Annotated in this window: 18 protein-coding genes; 11 read left to right on the top strand and 7 right to left on the bottom strand. The window is 36.0% G+C overall.

Translation table 11 applies throughout. The features are described from left to right. Positions 1-265: 265 nt before the first annotated feature. Positions 266-3,508 (top strand): S41 family peptidase, encoded by a 3,243-nt coding sequence (locus BELBA_RS14825; RefSeq protein WP_014773499.1) that lies wholly within the window; start codon positions 266-268, stop codon positions 3,506-3,508. 225 nt (positions 3,509-3,733) lie between these two features. On the opposite strand, the gene BELBA_RS14820 is transcribed toward BELBA_RS14825, so the two are convergent. From BELBA_RS14820 to BELBA_RS14795, 6 genes are all read right to left on the bottom strand, one after another. Then, positions 3,734-5,116 carry an exonuclease domain-containing protein gene (locus BELBA_RS14820; protein ID WP_014773498.1) on the bottom strand — a complete coding sequence of 461 codons (1,383 nt, stop codon included), beginning with the start codon at positions 5,114-5,116 and terminating at the stop codon, positions 3,734-3,736. A gap of 145 nt (positions 5,117-5,261) precedes the next feature. Continuing rightward, complete coding sequence (locus BELBA_RS14815; RefSeq protein WP_014773497.1) at positions 5,262-5,969, bottom strand: DUF3307 domain-containing protein; 708 nt, start codon at positions 5,967-5,969, stop codon at positions 5,262-5,264. After that, entirely contained in the window at positions 5,966-6,610 is a 645-nt protein-coding gene (locus BELBA_RS14810; protein ID WP_014773496.1) for a SatD family protein, read from the bottom strand. The genes BELBA_RS14815 and BELBA_RS14810 overlap by 4 nt, the downstream gene beginning before the upstream one ends. A gap of 213 nt (positions 6,611-6,823) precedes the next feature. After that, positions 6,824-8,716: a phosphoglycerate dehydrogenase gene (gene serA, locus BELBA_RS14805; protein ID WP_014773495.1), complete on the bottom strand. Its 1,893-nt coding sequence runs from the start codon at positions 8,714-8,716 to the stop codon at positions 6,824-6,826. Between the two features lie 153 nt (positions 8,717-8,869). After that, the gene (locus BELBA_RS14800) at positions 8,870-9,373 is read right to left on the bottom strand and encodes an NUDIX hydrolase (RefSeq protein ID WP_014773494.1); all 504 of its coding nucleotides are present in this window, start codon (positions 9,371-9,373) and stop codon (positions 8,870-8,872) included. A 75-nt stretch (positions 9,374-9,448) separates the two neighbouring features. Next, on the bottom strand, positions 9,449-10,300 hold the full coding sequence (locus BELBA_RS14795) for a DUF2911 domain-containing protein (RefSeq protein WP_014773493.1): 852 nt from the start codon (positions 10,298-10,300) through the stop codon (positions 9,449-9,451). A 220-nt stretch (positions 10,301-10,520) separates the two neighbouring features. On the opposite strand from BELBA_RS14795, the gene BELBA_RS14790 reads away from it, so the two are divergent. Together BELBA_RS14790 and BELBA_RS14785 are read left to right on the top strand one after the other, a co-directional pair. Continuing rightward, complete coding sequence (locus BELBA_RS14790) at positions 10,521-11,441, top strand: 2-hydroxyacid dehydrogenase (protein WP_014773492.1); 921 nt, start codon at positions 10,521-10,523, stop codon at positions 11,439-11,441. Positions 11,442-11,456: 15 nt separating this feature from the next. Beyond that, positions 11,457-12,299: a universal stress protein gene (locus BELBA_RS14785; RefSeq protein WP_014773491.1), complete on the top strand. Its 843-nt coding sequence runs from the start codon at positions 11,457-11,459 to the stop codon at positions 12,297-12,299. On the opposite strand, the gene BELBA_RS14780 is transcribed toward BELBA_RS14785, so the two are convergent. Continuing rightward, positions 12,286-13,005 carry a tetratricopeptide repeat protein gene (locus BELBA_RS14780; RefSeq protein ID WP_014773490.1) on the bottom strand — a complete coding sequence of 240 codons (720 nt, stop codon included), beginning with the start codon at positions 13,003-13,005 and terminating at the stop codon, positions 12,286-12,288. The genes BELBA_RS14785 and BELBA_RS14780 overlap by 14 nt on opposite strands. A gap of 130 nt (positions 13,006-13,135) precedes the next feature. On the opposite strand from BELBA_RS14780, the gene holA reads away from it, so the two are divergent. The 8 genes from holA (at position 13,136) to BELBA_RS14740 (ending at position 23,124) form a co-directional block, all read left to right on the top strand. After that, on the top strand, positions 13,136-14,158 hold the full coding sequence (holA, locus tag BELBA_RS14775) for a DNA polymerase III subunit delta (protein WP_014773489.1): 1,023 nt from the start codon (positions 13,136-13,138) through the stop codon (positions 14,156-14,158). A gap of 17 nt (positions 14,159-14,175) precedes the next feature. Beyond that, entirely contained in the window at positions 14,176-17,163 is a 2,988-nt protein-coding gene (locus tag BELBA_RS14770) for a tetratricopeptide repeat protein (RefSeq protein WP_014773488.1), read from the top strand. 25 nt (positions 17,164-17,188) lie between these two features. Continuing rightward, entirely contained in the window at positions 17,189-18,856 is a 1,668-nt protein-coding gene (locus tag BELBA_RS14765; RefSeq protein WP_014773487.1) for a TonB-dependent receptor, read from the top strand. Between the two features lie 82 nt (positions 18,857-18,938). Continuing rightward, positions 18,939-19,784: a hypothetical protein gene (locus BELBA_RS14760; RefSeq protein ID WP_014773486.1), complete on the top strand. Its 846-nt coding sequence runs from the start codon at positions 18,939-18,941 to the stop codon at positions 19,782-19,784. Between the two features lies 1 nt (position 19,785). After that, a complete protein-coding gene (locus tag BELBA_RS14755; protein WP_041779401.1) occupies positions 19,786-20,478 on the top strand; it encodes a MotA/TolQ/ExbB proton channel family protein in 693 nt (230 codons plus the stop codon). 2 nt (positions 20,479-20,480) lie between these two features. Continuing rightward, positions 20,481-20,873, top strand: a complete 393-nt coding sequence (locus tag BELBA_RS14750) for an ExbD/TolR family protein (protein WP_014773484.1) — start codon at positions 20,481-20,483, stop codon at positions 20,871-20,873. 2 nt (positions 20,874-20,875) lie between these two features. After that, the gene (locus tag BELBA_RS14745) at positions 20,876-21,832 is read left to right on the top strand and encodes a hypothetical protein (protein ID WP_014773483.1); all 957 of its coding nucleotides are present in this window, start codon (positions 20,876-20,878) and stop codon (positions 21,830-21,832) included. Between the two features lie 8 nt (positions 21,833-21,840). After that, positions 21,841-23,124: a bifunctional folylpolyglutamate synthase/dihydrofolate synthase gene (locus BELBA_RS14740; protein ID WP_014773482.1), complete on the top strand. Its 1,284-nt coding sequence runs from the start codon at positions 21,841-21,843 to the stop codon at positions 23,122-23,124.

Genomic DNA, 23,124 nt, shown 5'->3' with positions numbered 1-23,124 from the left:
TTGAGATTTCTCCCGATGGTCGAAATGACTGCTACTAAGTCATCTCGATCGAAGAGAGAGATCTCGTCTTGATATAATTAAGTTTGCCAGAAATACGACCTGTTTTTGCAATGTCAGTACTAGATTTCTGCCGGTGGTCGAAATGATAGAAATCTATCGTTTTCTTGAATTCCATCGTTCATCGACCATTATTTTTTCCATCAATGGTTTTTTGCTACTGAAGCTATTCCTTATTTTTAAAGTAGACTTATCACAAATCAAGAAAATGAAAAATTTATATTTAACAATACTGCTGTTCCTTGCGGCTCAATTTACCTTTGCTCAAGGAACTCGCTTATTGCGAGAACCTGCTATCAGCAAGGATTATATTGTTTTTGTATATGCCAATGATCTTTGGCGGGTGAGTAAATCAGGTGGAGATGCGTTCAGATTGACAAGTAATGAAGGAGCTGAAAATCGCCCACATTTCTCTCCGGATGGCAAGTATATCGCTTTTACTGCTCAGTATGATGGAAATCCGGATATTTATGTAATCCCTATTGAAGGTGGTGAACCAAAGCGTCTGACTTGGCACCCTGGAGCAGATATGGCTGCAGGATGGACTCCTGACGGCAATCACATCTTGTTTACTTCTTCCAGAGAAAACGTTCCAACCAGAGAATCTAAATTCTACAAAATTCCATTAGAGGGCGGGATGGAAGAAGCGCTTCCTATTCCAAGGGCAGTCAATGGAAGACTCTCCAATGATGCTCGACATATCGCATATCAGCAGATTGCTTTTTGGGATCCTGAGTGGAGAAATTATCGAGGTGGTCAAGCCAAGCCAATTTGGATTGTAGATATGAAGGATTATTCTTTGAAGATGACTCCACAAACAGACATGGAAAGGCACACACAGCCTATTTGGCATGGAAAACGAGTCTTTTTCCTGTCAGAAAGAGATTATGCAAATAATATCTGGTCTTTTGACCCTAGTTCAGATGACTTGAAACAAGAGACCTTCCACGTTGATTTTGATATCAAAAATTTAGATTCCAATGGAGAAGAATTAGTTTATGAACAAGGAGGTTATCTTCATATTCTAACCCCTTCTAATGGTCAAACACAGCAGTTAGAAATTAATGTTAAAGGTGACTTTCATTGGGCTAGAGAAAGGTGGGAATCAGTAAGTGCAGGAAGGTTGACCAATCCAACTATTTCTCCAACAGGTCAGAGAGCCCTATTTGAGTATAGAGGAGAAGTGATTACAGTTCCCAAAGAAAATGGCGATGCAAGAAATATCACGCAGACTTCTGGGGTTGCAGATCGTTCTCCTGTATGGTCACCTGATGGACAGCAATTGGCTTGGTTTTCCGATGAATCAGGAGAATATCAATTGATGATTGGAGATCAAGAAGGTTTGACTGCACCAAAGAAAATTCAGCTTCCTACTAAGACTTTTTACTTCAAACCAGAATGGTCCCCTGATGGAAAATTCATTGCTTATACAGACACGGATTACAACCTATGGTTTGTCAATGTCAGTACTGGAACGGCAAAAGTTGCTGATACCGAAAGGTATGCGCATCCAAATAGATCACTTAATCCAATCTGGTCACCTGATAGTAAATGGGTCGCTTATGCGAGATTGCTCGATAGTCAGTTTAAAGCAATATTTGTTTACAATATTGAAACAGGCAAAAAAATCCAAGTCACAGACGGAATGGCTGATGCGATTTCACCTGTTTGGGATGCAAAAGGAGAATATTTATACTTCTTAGCGAGTACTAATTTTGGCCTGAATACAGGCTGGTTGGATATGAGTTCTTATGATCGACCAACCACAAGAGGCTTATATGCTGCCGTTTTGAGTAAAAATGGAGTATCTCCATTTCTTCCAGAGAGTGACGAAGAGAAAGCAAAAGCTACAGAAGCAAAATCAGAAGATAAGAAGGCGGAAACCAAAACTGTTGTAATTGACGAGGAAGGATTATGGGAAAGAATTGTAGCTGTTGACATACCTATTAGGGACTATTCAGGATTAATTATGGGGCCTGAAAATCATGTTTTCTATCTTGAAAGTGTACCAAACGAAAGAGGTCAAACACTTCATAGATATAATTTTAAAGATAAAAAATCGGAAGTGTTTATGACCGGTGTGAGTGCAGGGGTAGTGTCTATGGATAGAAAATCCATTCTTTATCAAGCAAATGGTAACTGGGGGATAGTAGATACCAATGGAGGTCCGAAGAAAGCTGGTGATGGCTCGCTTAAAGCACTTGCATCATTGAGAGTGAAAGTCACACCAAAACAAGAGTGGAATCAGATTTACACCGAGGCATGGAGATATCAGCGAGATTTTCTTTACGTAGATAATGTACATGGGGCGCCTTGGGATGATATTTATAATTGGTACAAACCTTGGGTTGACCATGTAAGACATAGGTCTGACATGAATTATATTGTGGATATTTTGGGTGGTGAAGTTGCTGTTGGGCACAGTTATACTTCTGGTGGTGATTTTCCAAATGTAACTTCCACACCAATTGGCCTTTTGGGAGCTGATTATGAATTGACGCAAGGAAAAGTAAGAATCAAAAAAATCTATACTGGAGAGAGTTGGAACCCAAACTTGACTGCACCTTTGGCACAACCTGGTATTCAAGTTAAAGAGGGAGATTATATTCTTGAGGTAAATGGAAAAGTTATAAATCCGGAAGTTAACTTCTACAGTTATTTTGAAGGCTTGGCCAATAAGCAAGTGAAATTGAAAGTAAATTCAAACCCATCTCAGAATGGAGCAAAGATGATTACGGTTGTTCCTATTGCCAATGAAAATGGGTTAAGAAATATTGACTGGGTAGAAGGTAACAGAAGAAAAGTAAATGAACTTTCTGATGGGAAGTTGGCCTATGTCTATGTTCCAAATACAGGTCAACCAGGATATACATCATTCAATCGTTACTATTTTGCTCAGCAGGATAAAAAAGGAGCTGTGATCGATGAAAGAAATAATGGTGGAGGTTCAGCCGCTGACTACATTGTAGATATCATGGCTCGGGATCTTCATGGTTATTTCAATAGCCGTGCTAATGACAGAAAGCCATTTACTACACCAATGGCGGGTATTTGGGGCCCAAAAGTTATGCTGATCAATGAAAGAGCTGGATCAGGTGGTGATTTGCTTCCTTATCTTTTCAACAAAATGGAGATTGGGCCTATGATTGGTACGCAGACTTGGGGAGGTTTAGTAGGAACCTGGGATACGCCTCCTTTTATAGATGGAGGTAGAATGGTAGCACCTAGAGGAGGATTCTTCGATGTTAATGGTGAATGGGCTGTAGAGGGAGTAGGTGTCAAACCCGATATTCATGTTGAGCAAACTCCTAAAGATGTGATTGAAGGTCGTGATCCTCAATTGGAAAGAGCAGTCCAAGAAGCTTTAAAACTTTTGGAAACTGAAGGAGTGGAGCTCAAACCAGAACCAAAAGCGCCAATCAGATATTTTAGACCAGAGAAAAAGAATTAATTTTGCCCTTGGCTAACGGTCCATCGACCGCTGATGAATGTAATGAATTGATTACAATTTCTCTAAGATTCGAAAGTAGGATTATCTATAATGATTAAATAAAATGTCCCCAAAATGCAGAAAAGCTTTTTGGGGGCATTTTATTAACCAGCTTCTCACAAGACCCTAAGTCAATTCTTATAATGAGTTCATCCACTGATAACTATTCGACCAATAACCAATAACTTATTTCACCAAAACAATATTTTTGAAATTTAATTTAGGAAGAAAACTTCTGAGAATATATTTACTTTCTTGGTAAGGTTTGATTTTTGGAATTTGTTCTAAAAGTGTTTCTGGACCACCGAGTTCGTCCTCTTTGTTAATAAAACTGTAACCGATAAACATCCCTTTTTCAAAAAGTAATGCGGTTTCTTCTGAGGTATTTCGACCTTTTTCTTTAATAATAAGAGTACCATCTTCTCCTGATAACTTATTCAAAAAGTCAAAAACCCGAAGGTTATACTGCTCAGCCTTTTCCTGACCACTGCAGGCACCTTTACACTGTTTGGTAGCATAGTCATAACAGCCATCATTGGATTTTTGAATTCCGCAGAGTTTTGGACAAAGCTCATATTTCTCGACCGCTTCAAGCATAAATTTCCATGCATCGCCATGACTCTCAAACTGCCTTACACAAAGTTGACTTGGCTTTACTTTGGAAACCTGAAATCTTATAAAACCTGAATTATCTTCATACTGCACGATTCCCCAAGTGGTGCTGACGAACTTTTGGGACTTATTGTATTTTGGCCAAAGTCTCTTGATTTCGTGTAATTCAATCAAATAAGCTAAAAACTCACTTCCTGTTAATTCCCAACTTACATCATGAATTTCATTTTTGAGATTGAGTTTGGCCTTGCTTTTTGAATCACCCGAAAAATGTCCTTTAAATCTACTTTTGATATTCAATGCCTTGCCAACATAGATTACCTGACCATGGGCATCATGAAAAAAATAGACTCCAGTTGCTTCTGGTAATTCGGTAAATTTATCCTTCGCAATATTAGGTGGTAGGAAGGCCTCTCCATTGTTTTTCTTAAGCATTCCTTGTACGGAAGCTGGATCCTTTTGGTAGATTTTTCCGAAAAGGATGGCTGTAGCTTCTGCATCACCAAACGCTCGATGCCTTGCTGAAATAGGAATATCCAAGTGTTCACAAATTCTCCCCAAACTGTATGATTTATAACCTGGAAAAACCTTTCTGCTGAGTTTGACTGTGCAGAGTTTTGGAGCTTTGTAATTGATATTTGCTTTTTCTAATGCTTTTTGGATAAAAGTATAATCGAAATTTACGTTATGGGCGATAAAAACTCGATTTTCCAAGATTCTAAAAATCTCTTCAGCAACTTCAAAGAAGGTGGGCGCATCAGCAACCATATTACTGTCAATGCCGGTCAAACCGGTGATAAATCCAGGAATAAATCGCTCAGGATTGATAAGCGTTTGGTAACTGTCGATGATTTTGTTTCCATCATGAATGACAATGGCTACCTCTGTGATTCCACCACCATCCCCTGGATTTCCACCGGTAGTTTCAATATCAACGATTGCAAATTCCTGTTTCACTTAAAAATCTCTGATTTATATACGCTGTAAATATAAGTTCCTTCATCTTATTAATCAGGAAATAGGATTATGGTTTCAATAAATCTTAAGAGATTGAAGAAAGTTGTCTTAGATTGTTCTAAACACTATTCTTTTGTTGGATTGATTAGCTTATTCCTAAGACGACAATACCAATCATTATCGCAATTCCAAAACTGAGTAAGGTGCCGATGAGAATATATTCTGTTAGTTTTCTGTCTTTGGATTCTTTGAGATCACCAAATCTGAAAACAGATTTTGCAGCTAATAAAAACCCTATAGCTTCCCATCTCCCCAATATCACAAATGTAAAAACAAAGAGTCTTTCTAGAATCCCGATGTATTTACCTGCGTTGTCCAAAGATTGATTTTCGCCTTCATTGATTGATTTGGACCATTTTGTTAGGAGCACTTGAATGAGTATTCCTGTTACAGAAGTTAAGAATAACAATGCAGTAATATAAATCCAGAGTGAGGTACTCTCTAACCACAAGCTTATTTCCAAATTTTTATTCGTCCAAATTAACCAAACTATAAAAATGCTGATCAGATGCAAACCCTGATCGATAACAAACCAACTTGTCTTGTTGTTCTTTTTCTGAAAATACAGTTTAGCCATATCGATAAGCCCATGAATGAGCATCACGCTTAAGGCTAAAAACCAATATTGAAGATTCCAAAGCACCAAGAGGATCAGTAATCCATGAATTAAAAAGTGTAGATATAATTTGAAGGATTTCGCCTTCTTTTTCTCCTTTTCTTTGACCCATGATCTGGGTTGCAGGACAAAATCACCAATCAAATGAGCGAGTATAAGTTTGATAAGAATGATCATTGGATTAGTTTTTGAAGTTTTTCACGAAACACTTTCTCAATTTTCAGGACTTCATCAATATTAGATCTGTTCCATCTCCCGCTTACCGAATTTTGCTTGATGTCCAATATTTCACCGATTTCTTCCTGTGTGATATTCGGATTTTTCAATACGATCTCTACCAATTCAGCAGAAGAAACTGACCAACTGTCCATAAATTTACCTGCAAGTCTGAGGTACATGTTTATTTCCTTGTCAAAATCCTCCCACGGACTTTGGATGGCAATGTTTGTTTTCTCTTTTTTAAGTTTCTCGAATTTTTCACCCGCATAGATAAATGCGGGTCCGTTGCTTTCTGAGACCCTTTTTCCTGCAAAAGTCTTCTCGCCAATTCCAATGGACATTCTTACATCGAGCGTGCTGAGTTGTTTATTTGCTTCTTTTGGCTCAATTTTTTTGATTAGTGCTTTTATTTCCAAAGCTTTTTGAATCGCTTCTTTTGGATTACTTATTTCTAATTGGAAAAAATCTCCCCAAACCAACTCCCATTGCTCGGGAGTATCTCCCCATTTGGAAAAGAGGGATTTGAGTGGCTGTAACCATTTTTCTTGATCTAATAGCTTTCTAGAAGCTATGATATCACCTTTAATTATTGCTACCATATTTTAAATATCGTCGAAATAAACGATAATTCAAAATATCGTCGATTTATGCGATAATTTAAACTATCCTGTGAATCAACGATAATGCTAAATATCTCTGAAATCAACGATAAAATTCAATATGAAAGCTAAAAGAAAAAAAGCCAATAATGCTTCAAAAAGCAATATTGGCCAAATTCAATAGGTAAGAGATAATTATTTTTAGCAATTCAATTAATAAAGAACTCTAAAACGGATCGTTCCAGGGATTTCTTTCATATCATCGATAACATCAGGCGAATAGGCTTTATCAATATCTGTGATTACGTAACCAATTTTCTCGTTGGTTTTGAGATATTGACCTACAATATTGATTTCATGTTTAGCGAGGCAATTGTTGATTTTTGCAAGTACACCAGGTTCATTTTGGTGGATATGAATCAGTCTATGCGCATCTTTCAAGAAAGGCAATTGAATATTTGGGAAATTTACAGAGTTGTATGTATTACCTGTATTGATGTATTCCATGATTTTACCGGGAACAAATCGGGCAATATTCTGCTGCGCCTCCAAAGTAGAACCACCTATATGTGGAGTCAGAATTGTATTTTTCAGACCTATCAATTCAGAAACCAAAGGCTCCGAATTGTTTTTTGGTTCCTCAGGAAATACATCGATCGCCGCTCCAGCAATATGTCCGGACTCTAATGCATCTTTAAGTGCTACAATATCTACAACATGACCTCTACTTAGGTTGAGTAAATAGGAGCCAGGTTTCATCTTCGCAATCTTTGTTTTATCAAGTATGTTTTTGTTGTCTTTTCTACCATCAACATGTAGAGAAATCACATCACAAGTTCCAAGCAATTCATCCAATGAATCTACCTTTGTAGCATTTCCAAGCGCAAGTTTTTCGATGACATCATAATAGTAAACATCCAAACCCATATTTTCTGCTAGTACAGAAAGTTGAGCGCCTATATTTCCATAACCGATGATTCCGAGTTTTTTTCCTCTGATTTCAAAACTTCCAGTTGCAGATTTATCCCATATTCCCTGATGCATTCCATGGCTTTTGTCATGAAATCCGCGCATCAAAAATATAATTTCAGCGATGGCCATTTCCACCACAGAGCGAGTATTGCTAAAAGGAGCATTGAATACAGCGATTCCTTTTTCTGTACAGGTTTCCAAATCAATCTGATTTGTACCGATACAAAAAGCTCCAATAGAAATCAATCTATTTGCATTTTCTAAGACTTTTTTGGTAACGTTTGTTTTTGAGCGAATCCCTAGAACACTGACATTCTTGATTTTTTCAGCTAGTTCATCTTCAGAAAGGGCGGAAGCAATAACTTCCACATTATAGCCTTCTTGCTTCATCAGTTCCACTCCAATAGGATGAACATTTTCTAGAAGCAAGACATTAATTCGGCTTTTTGGGTAAGAGAATTTCTTATTCATTTTATTCACATAAAGAATTTCATCAAGGCTAGGAGCGATGTGGTCCGCTTTTGAAGTTACTTTTGGTCTGTTTATGTTTTCAGTGAATGCATAAAATTTATTGGCCATTCCTGAAGCTTTGATTTCATAGTCTGTGTAGCCATCGCCTATTACATAAATTTCACCATCTAAGTTAAGATTTTTGATGGTTTCTGGTTTTCCTCCATTCTTAGAAAGAATATTTTCTCTATCGAAATCTACTATTTTTCCAGATTCATCATATACAAATTCATTTGCAAAGACATTTTCAGATTTGATACCAAACTCACTTACTATGGGTGTAATAAAATCCTTGAACCCATTGGAAATGATGATGATATTCTCAGCATTTTCATTTAAAAATTCTTTGTTACGCTGAAAGGACATTGAAACCTTATTTTTTAAGTTTTCAATTAACTCAGATATTTGAGGTTTGCTTGCTTCAAGTATGGCTAGCCTTTGTTCCAAGCTTTCGCGAAAGTTGAGCGTGCCTTCCATGCCTTTATCCGTGATATCTTTAATGGCTTTGAGTTTCTCATTCTTATTAGGATCATTTGCAAGGCTGATTTCACCTAAAACGTCTAAGGCCTCTACCTGAGTAAATGTACTGTCAAAGTCAATGATGAATTTTGTGTTATTGGGCATTATTATAACAAAGTTTGAATGAATTGATGTCCAAAATTAGGATATTATTAAAAAATAAACACTTTTATTACCAAAAATACTTTTTAAAATTTTCATTCAATTCTTCGAAATCGATTGTTTAGATCATCAAAGCAACATTTGGCATTTTCAATTTTAAATTAATTTTTCTTCTGTCAATTCATTGATCATCAATTGAAGTTCTAAGTCTTCATCATATTCAGCATTGAAGATGAATTTTGTTCCATCAATCAAACTTTTGTAAATAAAAATATCTGTTTTGGGAGTTGGTAATTTGATCAAATCATTCAAGTGAATCCACTCCAAAGTGCCTTCTTCACTTTCTTTGATAACCTTTTTTTCTATTTCTGCCAAATACACATAACTGATCCAATTATAATCAACAGAATTATAATCAACAGGGGAAGTTTCCGTTAAAATTCCTCGAAATTCCATATTGTTGACTTTGATACCTGACTCTTCCCAAGTTTCTCTAATAGCTGCATTTAGTGGCGTTTCAAATGGATCTAATTTTCCCCCTAAAGGAGTGTAAAGGCCTTTATTAGGATCTTTGGTTCTCTTAAGTAATAAGAAATGATCACCATTTTTCAAGACACAGATTGTGGCTACTTTTTTTATTCCTGGTTTGACTTTTGACATAAGGATGGGTGTTTAAGTACATGTCAGAAAGATAAAAAAATAGCCTCTGATTCATTAGAGTCAGAGGCTAAAATATTACTTGATAGATTTGATAAGCCTTTCATTCAGGCCTACGTAATCAGGATTTTTTGCCTCTCTAGCCATTTCCATTGATTTATTTGCACTTTCAATGGCTTCCTTTTTCTTTCCTAAAGCAAGTTCTATTTTCGCTTTAAGATGCATGGTCCAATATTTTGGATCAGAGTCAACTGATTTATTGATCCAATCCAAGGCAGTGGGTAAATCTTTATTTGTGGTGAAATAATAATTTGCTGCTTGGTAATACAAGCCAGGATTGCTTGGTTCTTGATCAATTACCAAAGCTTTGATTTGACCCATGACGATTTGATCAACTTCGGTTTCAATTCTGAATTTGACTCTTACTTGTTCCCATTTGATGGCTACAAAAGCTCCCGTGTCAGTCATATCTACAAAATTGATTTCCATAGTTTCATATTTTTGACCTGTTTTTCCAGGTTTAACTTTGAATCTTAGTAAATCATCCTCCTGATTGTAACCTACAGCACCCCAAAGTTTAGTGTTCTCTGATAAAATTATCGTCCATTCATTTTTTCCTGGGATGGAGTAGAGCGCATAAGAACCAGCTGGGACTTTATTTCCTTCGATCATTACTTCAGTAGAAAAAGTAATGATTGTTGCTGCATTAGCACCTGTTCTCCATACATCTCCATACGGTACTAATTCTCCAAAAATCTTTCGCCCTTTTGCACTTGGACGGCTGTATTCAATTTTGACATCTGTGAGACCTATTTTTTGTGCTATGCTCGATGCAGGGCTCGCTTGTGGCATTTCTATTTGCTGTGCAATGGAAAAGCTTGCTGAAGCTATCAACAAACTAATGAGCAATAAATAAGATTTGAAGTTCATTTTAATAGTGTTTTTTGGTAAAATTCATCTAAAATTCATATTTGTGTAGTTACATTGAAATTATATTATATAAAAGAGAAAAAAATCAATTATATGACTGTGCTCTCTTTTTATAAATTCCAATATCAGTACCTAAAATTGATCAATCTTTGGTAATCCTACAAACGATCGATTAGTTAAAATTTTATTTTGTTAATATTTTACATTAGAAATAAATTTAATGGCAATTGCAATTATTTCACCAGGGAGAAATCCTAGTGCTTGGATTAAAAATATGAAAGAAATTGACAAGGAAATAGATATTCAAGTATTTCCAGATATTGTCAATAAAGATAAAATTACCGCTGTGATGCTTTGGCAGCACCCTAAGGGGATTTTACATGAATTTCCCAATTTGAAGCTAATTTGTTCTATGGGGGCTGGTGTGGATCATATCTTATCTGATGAAACAATTGATTCTAGTCTTCCTATCACTAGGATAGTAGATGAAAAGTTGACTTTTTCTATGACCAATTATTGCATTATGGGAATTTTGAATTTCCATAGACGCACATCTCGATTTTATCAACTTCAGAAATCGAAAGTCTGGGATATGAGTAGTCCAGAGCTTGAAGTAAATGTAGGCGTTTTGGGTGTAGGAGAGTTGGGTGGCGACGTGGTTGAGAAACTTCAATTTATGAATTTCAATGTTTTTGGTTATGGGAATTCTCCAAAGGAGAACTTGACTTATCCATATTTTTATGGAGATCAACTCGATAGTTTCCTACAAAAAGTGAATGTTTTGGTTTGTCTTTTACCCTTAACATTAAAAACTGAGAATTTTCTAAATATTGATTTCTTTAGAAAATGTACAATGGGTACTTACTTGATTAATGTAGCTAGGGGAAGTCACTTGGTAGAAGAGGATCTTTTGACTGCTATTGAAGAAGGTTTCATTTCAGGAGCAATGTTAGATGTATTTAGAAAAGAACCACTTCCGCAAGATCACCCTTTTTGGGAGAATGAGAAAATTACTCTTACACCACATATTGCAAGTGTCACTAATCCTAAAGCTGCTGCCCCCCAAATTTTGGAGAATTATAAAAGAATGCTAAATAATCAACCCTTAGTCAATCTTATAGATAGGAAGAAAGGCTATTAAAATCCCCAGAAAACTATGAAAGATAATTTCAAGATTGTTTGCCCTACAGATTTTTCCGAGTGTTCATTGAATGCAATCGAATATGCTGCCAAACTTGGAGAGAAATACCAAGCTGATCTATATTTGGTTCATATCCCAGACAAAGAAGACTATCAGAAGCTTTCTTCAAACGATTTTCATTCAGGAGATCAATACAGTTTTATCAAAAAGAAGCTGAACAACCTTGTTTCTGCTGTTAAAGATGAAAGTTTGAGCAAAGGATTGAAATCTTGCCAAGCTGAATTCAAAGAAGGTAAAATAGTATCCTCCATTTTGGAGTTCGCGGAAAATCTAAAAGCTGACTTGATTGTGATGGGAACTGAAGGAGTGAATGATTTTAAGACCAATTTTATTGGTACAAGATCTTCTAATTTAGTTGACAAATCAGAAATCGATGTTATGCTTATTCCCAGGAAGGTTTATTTTAAAACTCCTAGAAAGTTTGTCTATGCAACAGATTATGTAGAGGAAGACAAAATAGCGATTCAAAAGATTGTGGAATTGGCTGGATTTTTTGATGCAGAAATTGATTTAGTACATGTGAGTTCAAAATCAAAAACAATAGACAAGCCTCTGCATCAAACGATGGTTCAAGAGATTGAGCCTTTCATAAAGTATGAAAAAAAGAACTTTGTCTTAAAATCTTACAGAGATGAACCTGGACTAGGACTAGAAAATTACCTAATTACTGCTAAGGGAGATATGCTAGTTACCTTAAGTAAAAAAAAGAGCTGGTTTGACCAACTCTTTGCAAATAACCTGTCTAGGAAAATGTCTTATTTTATCAACAAACCACTTTATGTGATCAAGAATCTCTAGGAGTTTTAGTTTTGAATCCGGAACCGATAAAATCTACAAACTCACTCCAAGTAGATTTGTCTGTAAAGATTTTCTTGAATACATTAAAATAGCCGTCCAAGCTTAGTTTAGAGGCAGCATTTTCTTGCTTAGGCATTGAAAATGTTGCTTTATTTTTTTCAGAAGTGTCAGCACTTTTAGCTTTTGTTTGTTGACTTGATTTATACCCTACCAAATCATCTGCGATTTCAAAGCTTTTTTTTGCTCGAGACATGTATCCCATTTTTTCTTCAACCAACCCTCGATTGTTGTAAGATACGGCATCTTCAGGATCCATTTCAATGGCTTTTGTATAATCATCTATAGCTCCTTGAAAATCTCCAATTCTATCCCTAAAATATGCCCGGCTTGAATATCTATAGGGATTTGAAGGTTCCAGATTCAGTGCTCGATCGAATTCTGTAGCGGCTTCCTCGTTGCGTTTTAAGAGATGTAAAACAACAGCACGATCACTGATAAAACTTGGATTGAACGGTTCTAATTGAGTGAGGTAATCAAAATCCTCTAGCGATAATTCAAAATTACCAAGTCGAGAATGAACCCTAGCTCTAAAAAAGTAAAGCTCAGCATTTTTCTTATCCTCTTTGATACAAGCATTAATTTCTTTTAATGCAAGATCAAATTTTCCCTCCTTAAAGTATCCAACACTTAAATCAAAATTTCCCACTTGTATTTCTTTTTGTCTATTAGCAATACAAAAGTAAGGCCTATAAAGTTTAGAATAAATTAAGTTTTGACTTAAAAATGGACTTTTTAAAAAGTTAAATCTTTCTATCTTTGAATTGAAAATTTCAATTATGCCAAGTAAACCAGAAGACGTAATTAAAGACCTCAAGGCAGGCAAATATGCACCCATCTATTTTTTGCAAGGAGAAGAACCACATTTTATTGATGTCATCAGCGATTATATTGAAAAGCATGCTATTGCCGAGCATGAAAAAGGTTTCAACCAAACCATCATGTACGGAAAGGATGCACCAATGACTGCGATTTTGGGTAATGCTAGAAGATTTCCCATGATGGCAGATCGACAAGTGGTGATTGTCAAAGAAGCTCAAAATATCTGGGGAATAGGTCGTGAGGAAATCGACACATTATTGATTAACTATATTCAAAATCCCTTGCCAAGTACTATTTTGGTATTTGCATTCAAGTACAAATCACTAGATGGAAGAAAAGCGCTAGCAAAGGAGCTTGATAAAAAAGCTGTCTTAGTCAAGTCTGATAAAGTCCCAGAATATAAACTTGCAGCGTGGATTGAAGGCTATATACAAACTCAAGGTCATAAAATTGATAATAGAACAGCTGTTTTACTAGCAGAAAGCATTGGGAATAATCTTGAAGTGATGACCAATGAAATTGGGAAAATGTTGATTAATTTCACAGAATCTACCCAAATCACAGCTGAGCATATTCATAAATTTATTGGTATCAATAAAGATTACAACAATTTCGAATTAACCAAAGCCATTGGAGTTAGAGATGTGTTGAAAGCAAATAAAATCATTCATTACTTTTTGCAAAATCCCAAAGCAAACCCTCTGATTCCAACGATCATAGTCATCTATAATTATTTTAGTCGATTAGCGTTGTATCATGACCTCAAAGGAGCTTCCGATGCTGAATTGGCCAAGAAATTAGGTGTAAATCCATACTTCGTAAAAGAATACCACATAGCAGCTAAAAATTATAATTTGGGCAAGGTTATTGAAGCGTTTGCGTTCATCAAAGAGGCAGATCTTCGCTCAAAAGGCGTGGATTTAAATAAAGTAGATGAATCATTGATTCTCAAGGAAATGATATTCAAAATCATGCATTAATTAGCATTTTGACAAATATGAAGAAAATTCTTTTATTGATTTGGATGGGCTTATCCATTCAGTTATCCTTTGCCCAATCAGGTATTTACCAAAGAGGTTCACAAAAAATATTAGATGATAATTTTGAACTTTATGATAAGCAACTTTTTAGTGCTGCCAAATATGAATTTGAAGAACTCAAGAATAATGATTTTTCAAAAAATGATCAAGTTTTTGTTGATTTTCATCATGCCATATCAGCTTTGAAAATAGACAATCCTGCAGCCTCGGATTTGGTTTATAATTTTATCAGGAAGCATCCGGATCATCCAAAAGTAAATGAAGCAGCCCACATTTTGGGCAATTTCTTTTTTGAAAGAAGAAATTACAGAGAAGCTATTCCTGCCTTCAAACAAGTGGATACCAACAAGATTTGGCCAGAACAGCGCGCTGAAGTACTTTTTAAAATGGGTTATGCACAGTTTCAATTGGAAGACTTTTCTAATGCCTTGATCAATTTTAATTTGGTCAAAAGAGAGCGCACAGCCTACACACCAGATGCGAATTATTATGCAGGTTTTATTTACATGGAGAACAAGCGCTATGATCAAGCAATCGTAGATTTTAAAGAAGCTGATAAGTCAAATTTCTATGCCAACAAAGTTCCATATATGCTTTCAGGAGTTTATTACCGACAGGGACTTTATGATGATTTAATTACTTATGCTGAACCAGTTTTAGCAAACCGTCGAAATTTAGATAGAAAAGAAGAAATTCATTTATATCTAGCAGAAGCTTATTTTGAAAAAAGAGATTTTCAAAAAGCAGGAATGCAGTACGATGAATTTATCAATACTAGAAAAGGCACTCTAGAAAGACCTCAAATCTATAAAGCTGGAATAGCTCAATATGAAACAGAAAATTATCAGAGAGCAACTGATTATTTTAAGGTTTCAGCGGTGGAAAATGATAAAATAGGTCAAGTATCTAGTTATTATTTGGGTCATTCTTACATCAAATTGAATAATCCACAGTTTGCTTCGACAAGCTTCAATGCTGCTTATAAAAGTGACGCAGATCCCGGAATTAAAGAAGAAGCTTTGATCAATTACGCCAAAGTCAATTTAGAAAGAGGTAGCTTTCAAGATGCAGTGACAGGATTAGATTCTTATTTGGAAAACTATCCACGAGGTCAATACGCAAATAAGGCGGAAGATTTATTAGCTGATGCACTGATTAATACAAGCAATTATCTCAGAGCAATAGAGCAAATTGAGAAAATGCCAAGGAAGTCAGATCGTATCAATGCAGCCTATCAAAAAGTGTCTTTTTATCAAGGAATCGTATATTATCGAGATAAAAGAAATGAGCTAGCCACTACATATTTTGATAAAGCAATCAATACACCAATTGACAAAGACTTAGTAATTCAAGCGTATTTTTGGAAAGGTGAAAATTTCGCTGCTAGAGAAAATTTAGATGAAGCCATCAAGTCTTATGAAAGATTACAAGCATTAAGACCAAGAGCAAATGATCCTTATTTGATCAAATCACATTATGGTTTGGGTTATGCTTATTTCAACTCACAGCAATACGTCAAAGCAGAGGGGCAATTCAAAGCTTATGTTGACAAAATGCAAAGGGCAGAGGACAAGGAAAACTATGATGATGCGATAATTCGTCTAGGAGATACTTATTATGTTCAAAAGAAATTTTCAGATGCGCTCAATGTTTTCCAACGTGCAGTAAGAGAAGGTAATGCTTATACAGACTATGCACACTTTAGATCAGGTGTGATTCAAAATTTCCAAAGCAACAATCCACAAGCAATTGATCAGTTAAATCGTGTCATTGATAATTTTTCTTCAAGTCTTTATTTAGAAGATGCGATCTTTCAAAAAGCACAGATCAATATGGAAATGACGCAATACAATGAAGCTAAAAATGGTTTTACGAGATTGATATCTACACGACCAAACAGCCAATTTATTCCTTTTGCACTTGAAGGAAGAGCTATTGCCAGTTATTCACTTAAACAATATGAAGAAACGATTAATGATTATAAGAAAATCCTAGAGAATCACCCAAATTCTTCTAATGCAGAAGCTGCCTTGATCGGACTTCAAGAAGCTTTAGCTTTGCAAAATAGAACCAGTGAATTTTCCAATTATCTTGCGAGGTACAGAAACGCAAATCCAGACAATAAAAGTTTGCAAAATGTAGAGTTTGAAGCAGCTAAAAATCTATTCTTCTCTAATGCTCATCAGCAAGCCATTAAAGCTTTTCAAGATTATTTAAAAAATTACCCACAATCAGCAAATAAGGTAGAAGTCTTGTATTTTATTGGAGATTCATACGCTAAACTTGGAAACCAAGCTGAAGCTCTTAATAATTTTTATCAAATAGATGCCTTGAATGATTCTCCGCAGAGATTGAGAGCTGTTCAAAGAATAGCTGCGATAGAAGTAGAAAATAAAAATTATCTTAAGGCTTTGCCTTATTTAAGAGAAGCTGCTAAAGGAGCAAGAAACAAACTAGAAGAATACGAAGCTTTCAAAGGCTTGATGGAATCACATTATTATACCAATAAATTTGATTCTGCAATCTTCTATGCCGATAGGGTGATCAACCTTGGCAATGTGATGGCAGATGCCATACCAGCTTCTTTGCTGCTCAAAGCTAAAGCGAATTTTCAAACAGGAAAAGTGAATCAAGCAGAAGATGTTTTGATTTCATTGATTAATGAATACAAGACTGTTCATGGAGCAGAAGGTTTATTCTTATTGGCTGAGAGTTATAATAAAAAAGGAAATTATACTCAATCCAATGATGCCATTTTCGATTTCTCAGGACCATTTTCTCCTCATGCATATTGGTATGGAAAATGTTTCATCTTACTTTCTGACAATTATCTAGCTTTAGGTGAGGAGTTTCAGGCTAAGGCTACTCTGGAGTCTGTAGTAGAGCAAGCTCAGGATGAAGAAATCAAAAAAATAGCACAAAATAAATTAGCTAAAATTAAGTAATGAATTCCAGATTTATATTGAGACAATGATAAATAAAAAATTGATTTTCAGATACTTAAGTATTCTTACTTGTTTTGGACTTGGAGTGGAGGCTTTTGGACAACAAAGAGGAGAGGTACAAAATCAGGAATTTGTAATAAGAAAAGACCGGGTTCTCACTGTACCTACACAGCCAAGAAATTTTGAAAGAATACCAGTTCTTCCTACTCCCAAAAGCACTGCCAATTTTAATTATTTGGTGAAACCATTTTTTTTATCCTTGCCTCCATTAGAGATTGCACCTGAAGCTTCTCAAAAACAGTTTACTAGAAATAGAGAGGAGTTATATCCTGGGTTTGTGCGATTGGGCTTTGGAAATTATACATCTCCACTAATAGAAGCTCGATATAATTTATGGGAGGATGGAGATTATAATATCGGTGCAAAAGTGAAGCATGAAGGATTTTATACTGGTCCTGTTGGAGCTGATAACTCTGCGGAAACACATACCTCAGTTGGCCTCGATGGTACACTTTTCAAAGATTATTTTGAGCTTTATGGTCATGTGGATTATAGTAGAGACATGTATAATTTTTATGGCTATGACCCTGAAAATATTCTTTTGGAGGATTTCGTAACTTCTCAGAATATTTTTAACACATTCAAAATGAAAGCAGGAATCTCTAATTTAGAAAAGATGTCTGATCTCAATTATGACGCAAATCTAAATGTGAGATTATTTGGCGACAGTTTTATGGCTGTAGAAAATGAAATTGCATTGAAAGGGAAAGTTGATTTTTGGTTTAATGAAAAGCTGAGAGCAGCAGTCGATGCAAACCTGTCCTTAACCACCCCAGCTGATGAATTTTACCGAGACATAAATAGGAATTATTTCAAACTGAATCCATTTGTAGAATACAGAAAGGAAGGACTAGGAGTAAAAGCGGGAGCAAACATCATCTTTGAAAATGATATCACCACCAATAAGAAGTCTGATTTTCATGTTTATCCAGATATTCAAGCGAGCTACATGTTGGATGATGCATTTGGCATTTATGCGGGTTTTGAAGGAGATGTATTGAGAAAAACCTATTATGATTTTGTGATGGAGAATCAGCTTTTGGGTCCGAGTGACCAGTTGTTGAATACAATTCAGAATTTCATAGCTAGTGTTGGAATTAAAGGTACTGTCAATGGCGAATTTACTTATGAAGCAGGAGTGAATGTTGGGAAGTTTGCCAATATGTATTTTTTCAATAACTCCTTGACGGATAGCTTGAAATTCAATTTAATCTACGATACAGATACGAGATTAATCAACTATACCGCAAAAGCTGCTTGGGAATATCAGGATTGGTACAAACTCAATGCCTCTATAAATTATTATCAATATACTTTAAATGATCTAGCAGCTGCGTTTCACAGACCAGAGTGGGAATTGAACCTAGGCAATATTTTTAAGCCAACAGAAAAGCTTCTAATTCATGCAAACCTGAATGCGATGGGAGGTATTATAGCCTTTAACCAAGGACTTGATACATCAGAGGTATTACCGACTATTTTAGATTTGCATTTGAAAGTAGATTATAAAATCACAGATCAATTTTCTGTATTCGCAGTAGGAAATAACCTTTTGAATCAAAAGAATCAAAGGTTCTTGAACTATCCAGTAAGAGGAATTCAGGGGATTGGTGGATTAACTTTCAAATTTTAAAGAAAATCAACCGTCTAGCTCATGTACAATTTGCGAATTGCTTCAATTGTCTTAGTTTCGTAGGCTGATTCAGAATAAAAATATGGCAGACAGGAAAAATAGCAAAAACAACGACTTCAAAGAAGACCAAGAATATGGTTTTCCTTTTGTAGAAGTGGTTCCTTTAGCATTCAATTCGGAGTCATTGACAGAAGAGTTTCCAAAAGAAGAAATAGAAGAATCTGAGACATCAGCAATAGCAGCTGAAGAACAAACTATTGATACTACGGAAGATATTAAGTCAGAAGTAGCCCCTGAAATCGAGCCTGTTGTTATTGAAACTCTAAAAACAGAAAGTGTTGAAATAAAGCCGATTGAAATCAAAAAGGCTGAGCGAACTTTTCAAACTGCAAACAAGAAAAAATCAAGTGGTCCGCTAATTTTGATTTTGACACTGTTGATTCTAGTAGTTTTAGGCGCCATGGCTTACTTCTTGTATTATCTGCCAGAAGTAGAAAATGGACAGCAAACTGCAAATGTAGAGGTGCAAGAAGAAACAACGAATTTGCAATCTGAATCAGCAATTGAAACCAATGAACTGCCCATTGATGCTGATGAAACTGAAACAGAAATTGAAGAAGAAGTAATACAAGAAGCTTCAGAACCCGTTGTTGATCAATCTTCACCTGAATTGACTTTGATTCAAAGCAGAGACACAAATCCACGGTATTTCATTGTCGTGGCAAGTGTGATTTCTGAGAGATTAGCGAGAAGTGAAGCAGAGAAATTCATGGGGATGGATAAAAATACTTGGATCATTTTCCCTTATGGGGATATCAGAAACTACCGGATCGCCGTTGGTAAGTTTGACAATATTGAATCGGCCACTGAAGCTTGGGAAGAAGCAAAAGGTGAATTTGGAGACGCTATTTGGATTTTGAAATATTAATATGATTCTACTACAAACCCTTTCTACTGATAATACAATGGCGGTAGACAGCCTAGCAATTATGGATGCTGGAAATGGAGACATTGGTCTTCTAGATTTATTGATCAAAGGTGGATACATGATGATTCCGCTATATGCTTTATTTGTGTTAGCCATATTTATTTTTGTAGAGCGGATTATTACGCTTCGTAAAGCAGAAAAATCACCGAAGCACTTGATGGATCAAATCAAAATATTGGTTCAAGGTGGTCAAGTAGATAAAGCAAGGATCTTATGCCAAGGAGAAACCACTCCTGTTGCTAATATGATTGCAAAAGGATTAGAGAGAATTGGAAGTCCTCTGAAGAATATAGAAGTAGCCATAGAGAACGTAGGTAAAATCGAGATTTATAAACTTGAAAAAAACCTTAATCTACTTGCAACCGTTTCTGGTGCTGCGCCAATGATTGGATTCTTGGGAACTGTTGCTGGCATGATTCGTGCATTCATTGGAGTAGCTCAGGAAGAAGGAATGGTTTCACCAAAACTCCTTTCAACTGGGATCTATGAAGCCATGATTACTACTGCCGCAGGATTGGTTGTAGGTATTATCGCTTATTTGGGATACAATTACCTCGTATCTCAAGTATCGAAATTGGTACACAATATGGAATATACTTCGATTGAGTTTATGGATATTTTACAAGAGAAATAAAGATGGCATTACAATCCAAACATAAAGTCGAGTCTTCATTTAGTATGTCATCAATGACAGATATTATATTTCTATTGTTGATTTTCTTCATGTTGACTTCTTCTTTTATTACCCCTTCTGGATTACCTGTAAACTTACCTTCGAGTGAGGCATCTGACATTGTGATGCAAGAAGTGACAGTCACCATAACCAAAGATCTAAGGTTTTCTGTAAACGATAGAATTGTTGACAGAGAAGCTGTAAAAGGAGAATTGACAACTTTATTACAAGATAAAAAAGGTCAGGTCGTTCTTCACATAGATAAAGAAGTTCCCGTAGAATACTTAGTAGAAATCGGAGGTATTGCAGCAGGCTTGGAGGCAAATGTTTCCATAGCTACTAAACCATACAAATAAAAATGCAAATTTGGCAAACAAATAATGAAGAAGCAGAGAACAAGCGAAAAGCTTGGATCATAACCATCGTTGTAAACGTCTTGGTTTTGCTTTTTATTTATTTTATGGTTGTTTGGAAGCAACCTATTCCACCTTTGCCACAATATGGTCTGGAATTGAATTTAGGTTTTTCTGACTTTGGAAGCGGGAACACACAAACGTTGTCCGCGCCAAATGATATTCAATCAGAAGTAACTACTCCAGCGGCTCCAGGAGAGGTTTCAACAAATCCTACCGAAGCTGCTACACCAGCTTCAACTCCCGCAGCTCAAGCAAGACCTTCTTCCACACCAACGAAATCTAGTATTGAGGCGGTTTCCAAAACGCCAAGTACCATCAAAGGAGCTGAAAAGACTACGCCAATTGTCAAAGAAGTGATATCTGAGAAAAAAGCGACTACGCCAGTTACGGAGCCCGCGAAAGCAGAAGCAGAAAAAACTACTCAGAAAGCTGTAGAACAACCTAAAATAGATCAAAGAGCTTTGATGGGAGCTGGAGGAACATCTGGAACAGGATCTCAGGCAGCAACAGGAAGTGCCCAAGGTTCTTCAACACAAAAAGGTGATGAAGGAAAGCCAACTGGTACTATCGATGGAAGAGCTATGATGGGCTCGGGTACAGGACAGGGAGTAGCAGGTCCAGGGGCAGGATATAATTTGGATTTAGCAGGATGGGATTTTGTTTCAAGACCTAATATTAGAGATAATGTTTCTACTCGAAATGGCAGAATAGTTTTTAAAATCACCGTGGATGATTCAGGAAAGATTGTGCAAGCAATTCCATTGGAATATAATGTATCCAATGAGGTACTAGCTTACTACAGAACTGTAGTCAATCAAGTTTCCTTCAAACGTCAAAGTGGAAATCCTACAGCAGATTATTCTTCAGGAAAAATAACTTTTATCATCAAAGTAGATTAATTTACAGGATGAATTATGATCAAACATTGGACTATATGTTCAATGCACTCCCCATGTTTCAAAGAGTTGGTGCCGCTGCTTTTAAAAAGAACTTGAGCAATACTATTGCACTTTGTAAACAGTTAGGCAATCCAGAAACACAATTTAAAAGTATTCATGTAGCAGGAACAAACGGCAAAGGAAGCACTTCCCATGCACTTTGTTCTGTTTTGATGGAAGCCGGCTATAAAGTTGGGCTTTACACTTCTCCACATCTCAAATCATTTACAGAAAGAATCAAAATCAATGGTGAAGAAATTCCTCAGCAAGAGGTTGTTGATTTTGTTTTAAAGCAAAAGGGTTTCTTAGATGAACTTAAACCTAGTTTCTTTGAAATGACTGTGGGTCTTGCTTTTTGGTATTTTGCTAAAGAGAAAGTTGATATCGCTGTTATAGAAGTAGGAATGGGTGGGAGATTTGATAGTACAAATGTGATAGCGCCAGAGCTTTCGGTGATTACCAATATTGGTTACGATCACATGCAGTTTCTTGGTGACACACTCCCAAAGATCGCAGGAGAGAAGGCTGGAATCATCAAGGAAAATATCCCCGTAGTAATCAGTCAAAGGCAAGAAGAAACTTCAGAAGTATTTGATATTAAAGCAAAAGAAAAGAATGCTCCTATTTTTTATGCAGAAGACTATTTTGAAGTTGTCAAAAAAGAAAATGCTATCGCTGGAGTTTTTCAAATTACTACAGATTCAGCTCAATTTTCTATTGAACTTGATTTGAAAGGGAATTATCAGCAGAAGAATTTACCTGGAATTCTACAATCTATTGAAGTTCTCCAAAATTTAGGGTACAAAATCACTCAAAATCATATTGAAAAGGGTCTCGGTCAAGTCATCAAAAATACGGGACTAAAAGGAAGATGGCAGCAATTGGGTAGTTATCCAACGATAATATGTGACACTGGGCACAATGAAGATGGAATAAAGTATATCGTTGAGCAGATTCAGGAATATGCTTATAATAGACTCTTTATGGTTATCGGAATGGTCAATGATAAGGATGTATCTAAAGTTTTGTCAATACTTCCAAGAGATGCCTATTACTTTTTTGTACAAGCCAATATCCCAAGAGCAATGACAGCTAATGATCTGTTTTCCAAAGGGAAAGAAGCGGGATTAACAGGAGAAGTGATTGAGGATGTGAATTTAGCGATAGCCGCAGCTAAGAAAAAGGCAGGAGAAGATGATCTAATATTTATCGGAGGGAGTACCTTTGTGGTCGCCGAAATTAATGAATTATAA

The sequence above is a fragment of the Belliella baltica DSM 15883 genome, assembly GCF_000265405.1.
In the GTDB taxonomy this organism is placed as follows: domain Bacteria; phylum Bacteroidota; class Bacteroidia; order Cytophagales; family Cyclobacteriaceae; genus Belliella; species Belliella baltica.
The sequence above is the reverse complement of the archived record's forward strand: the minus strand, read 5'-3'. Positions and strand labels throughout refer to the sequence as shown.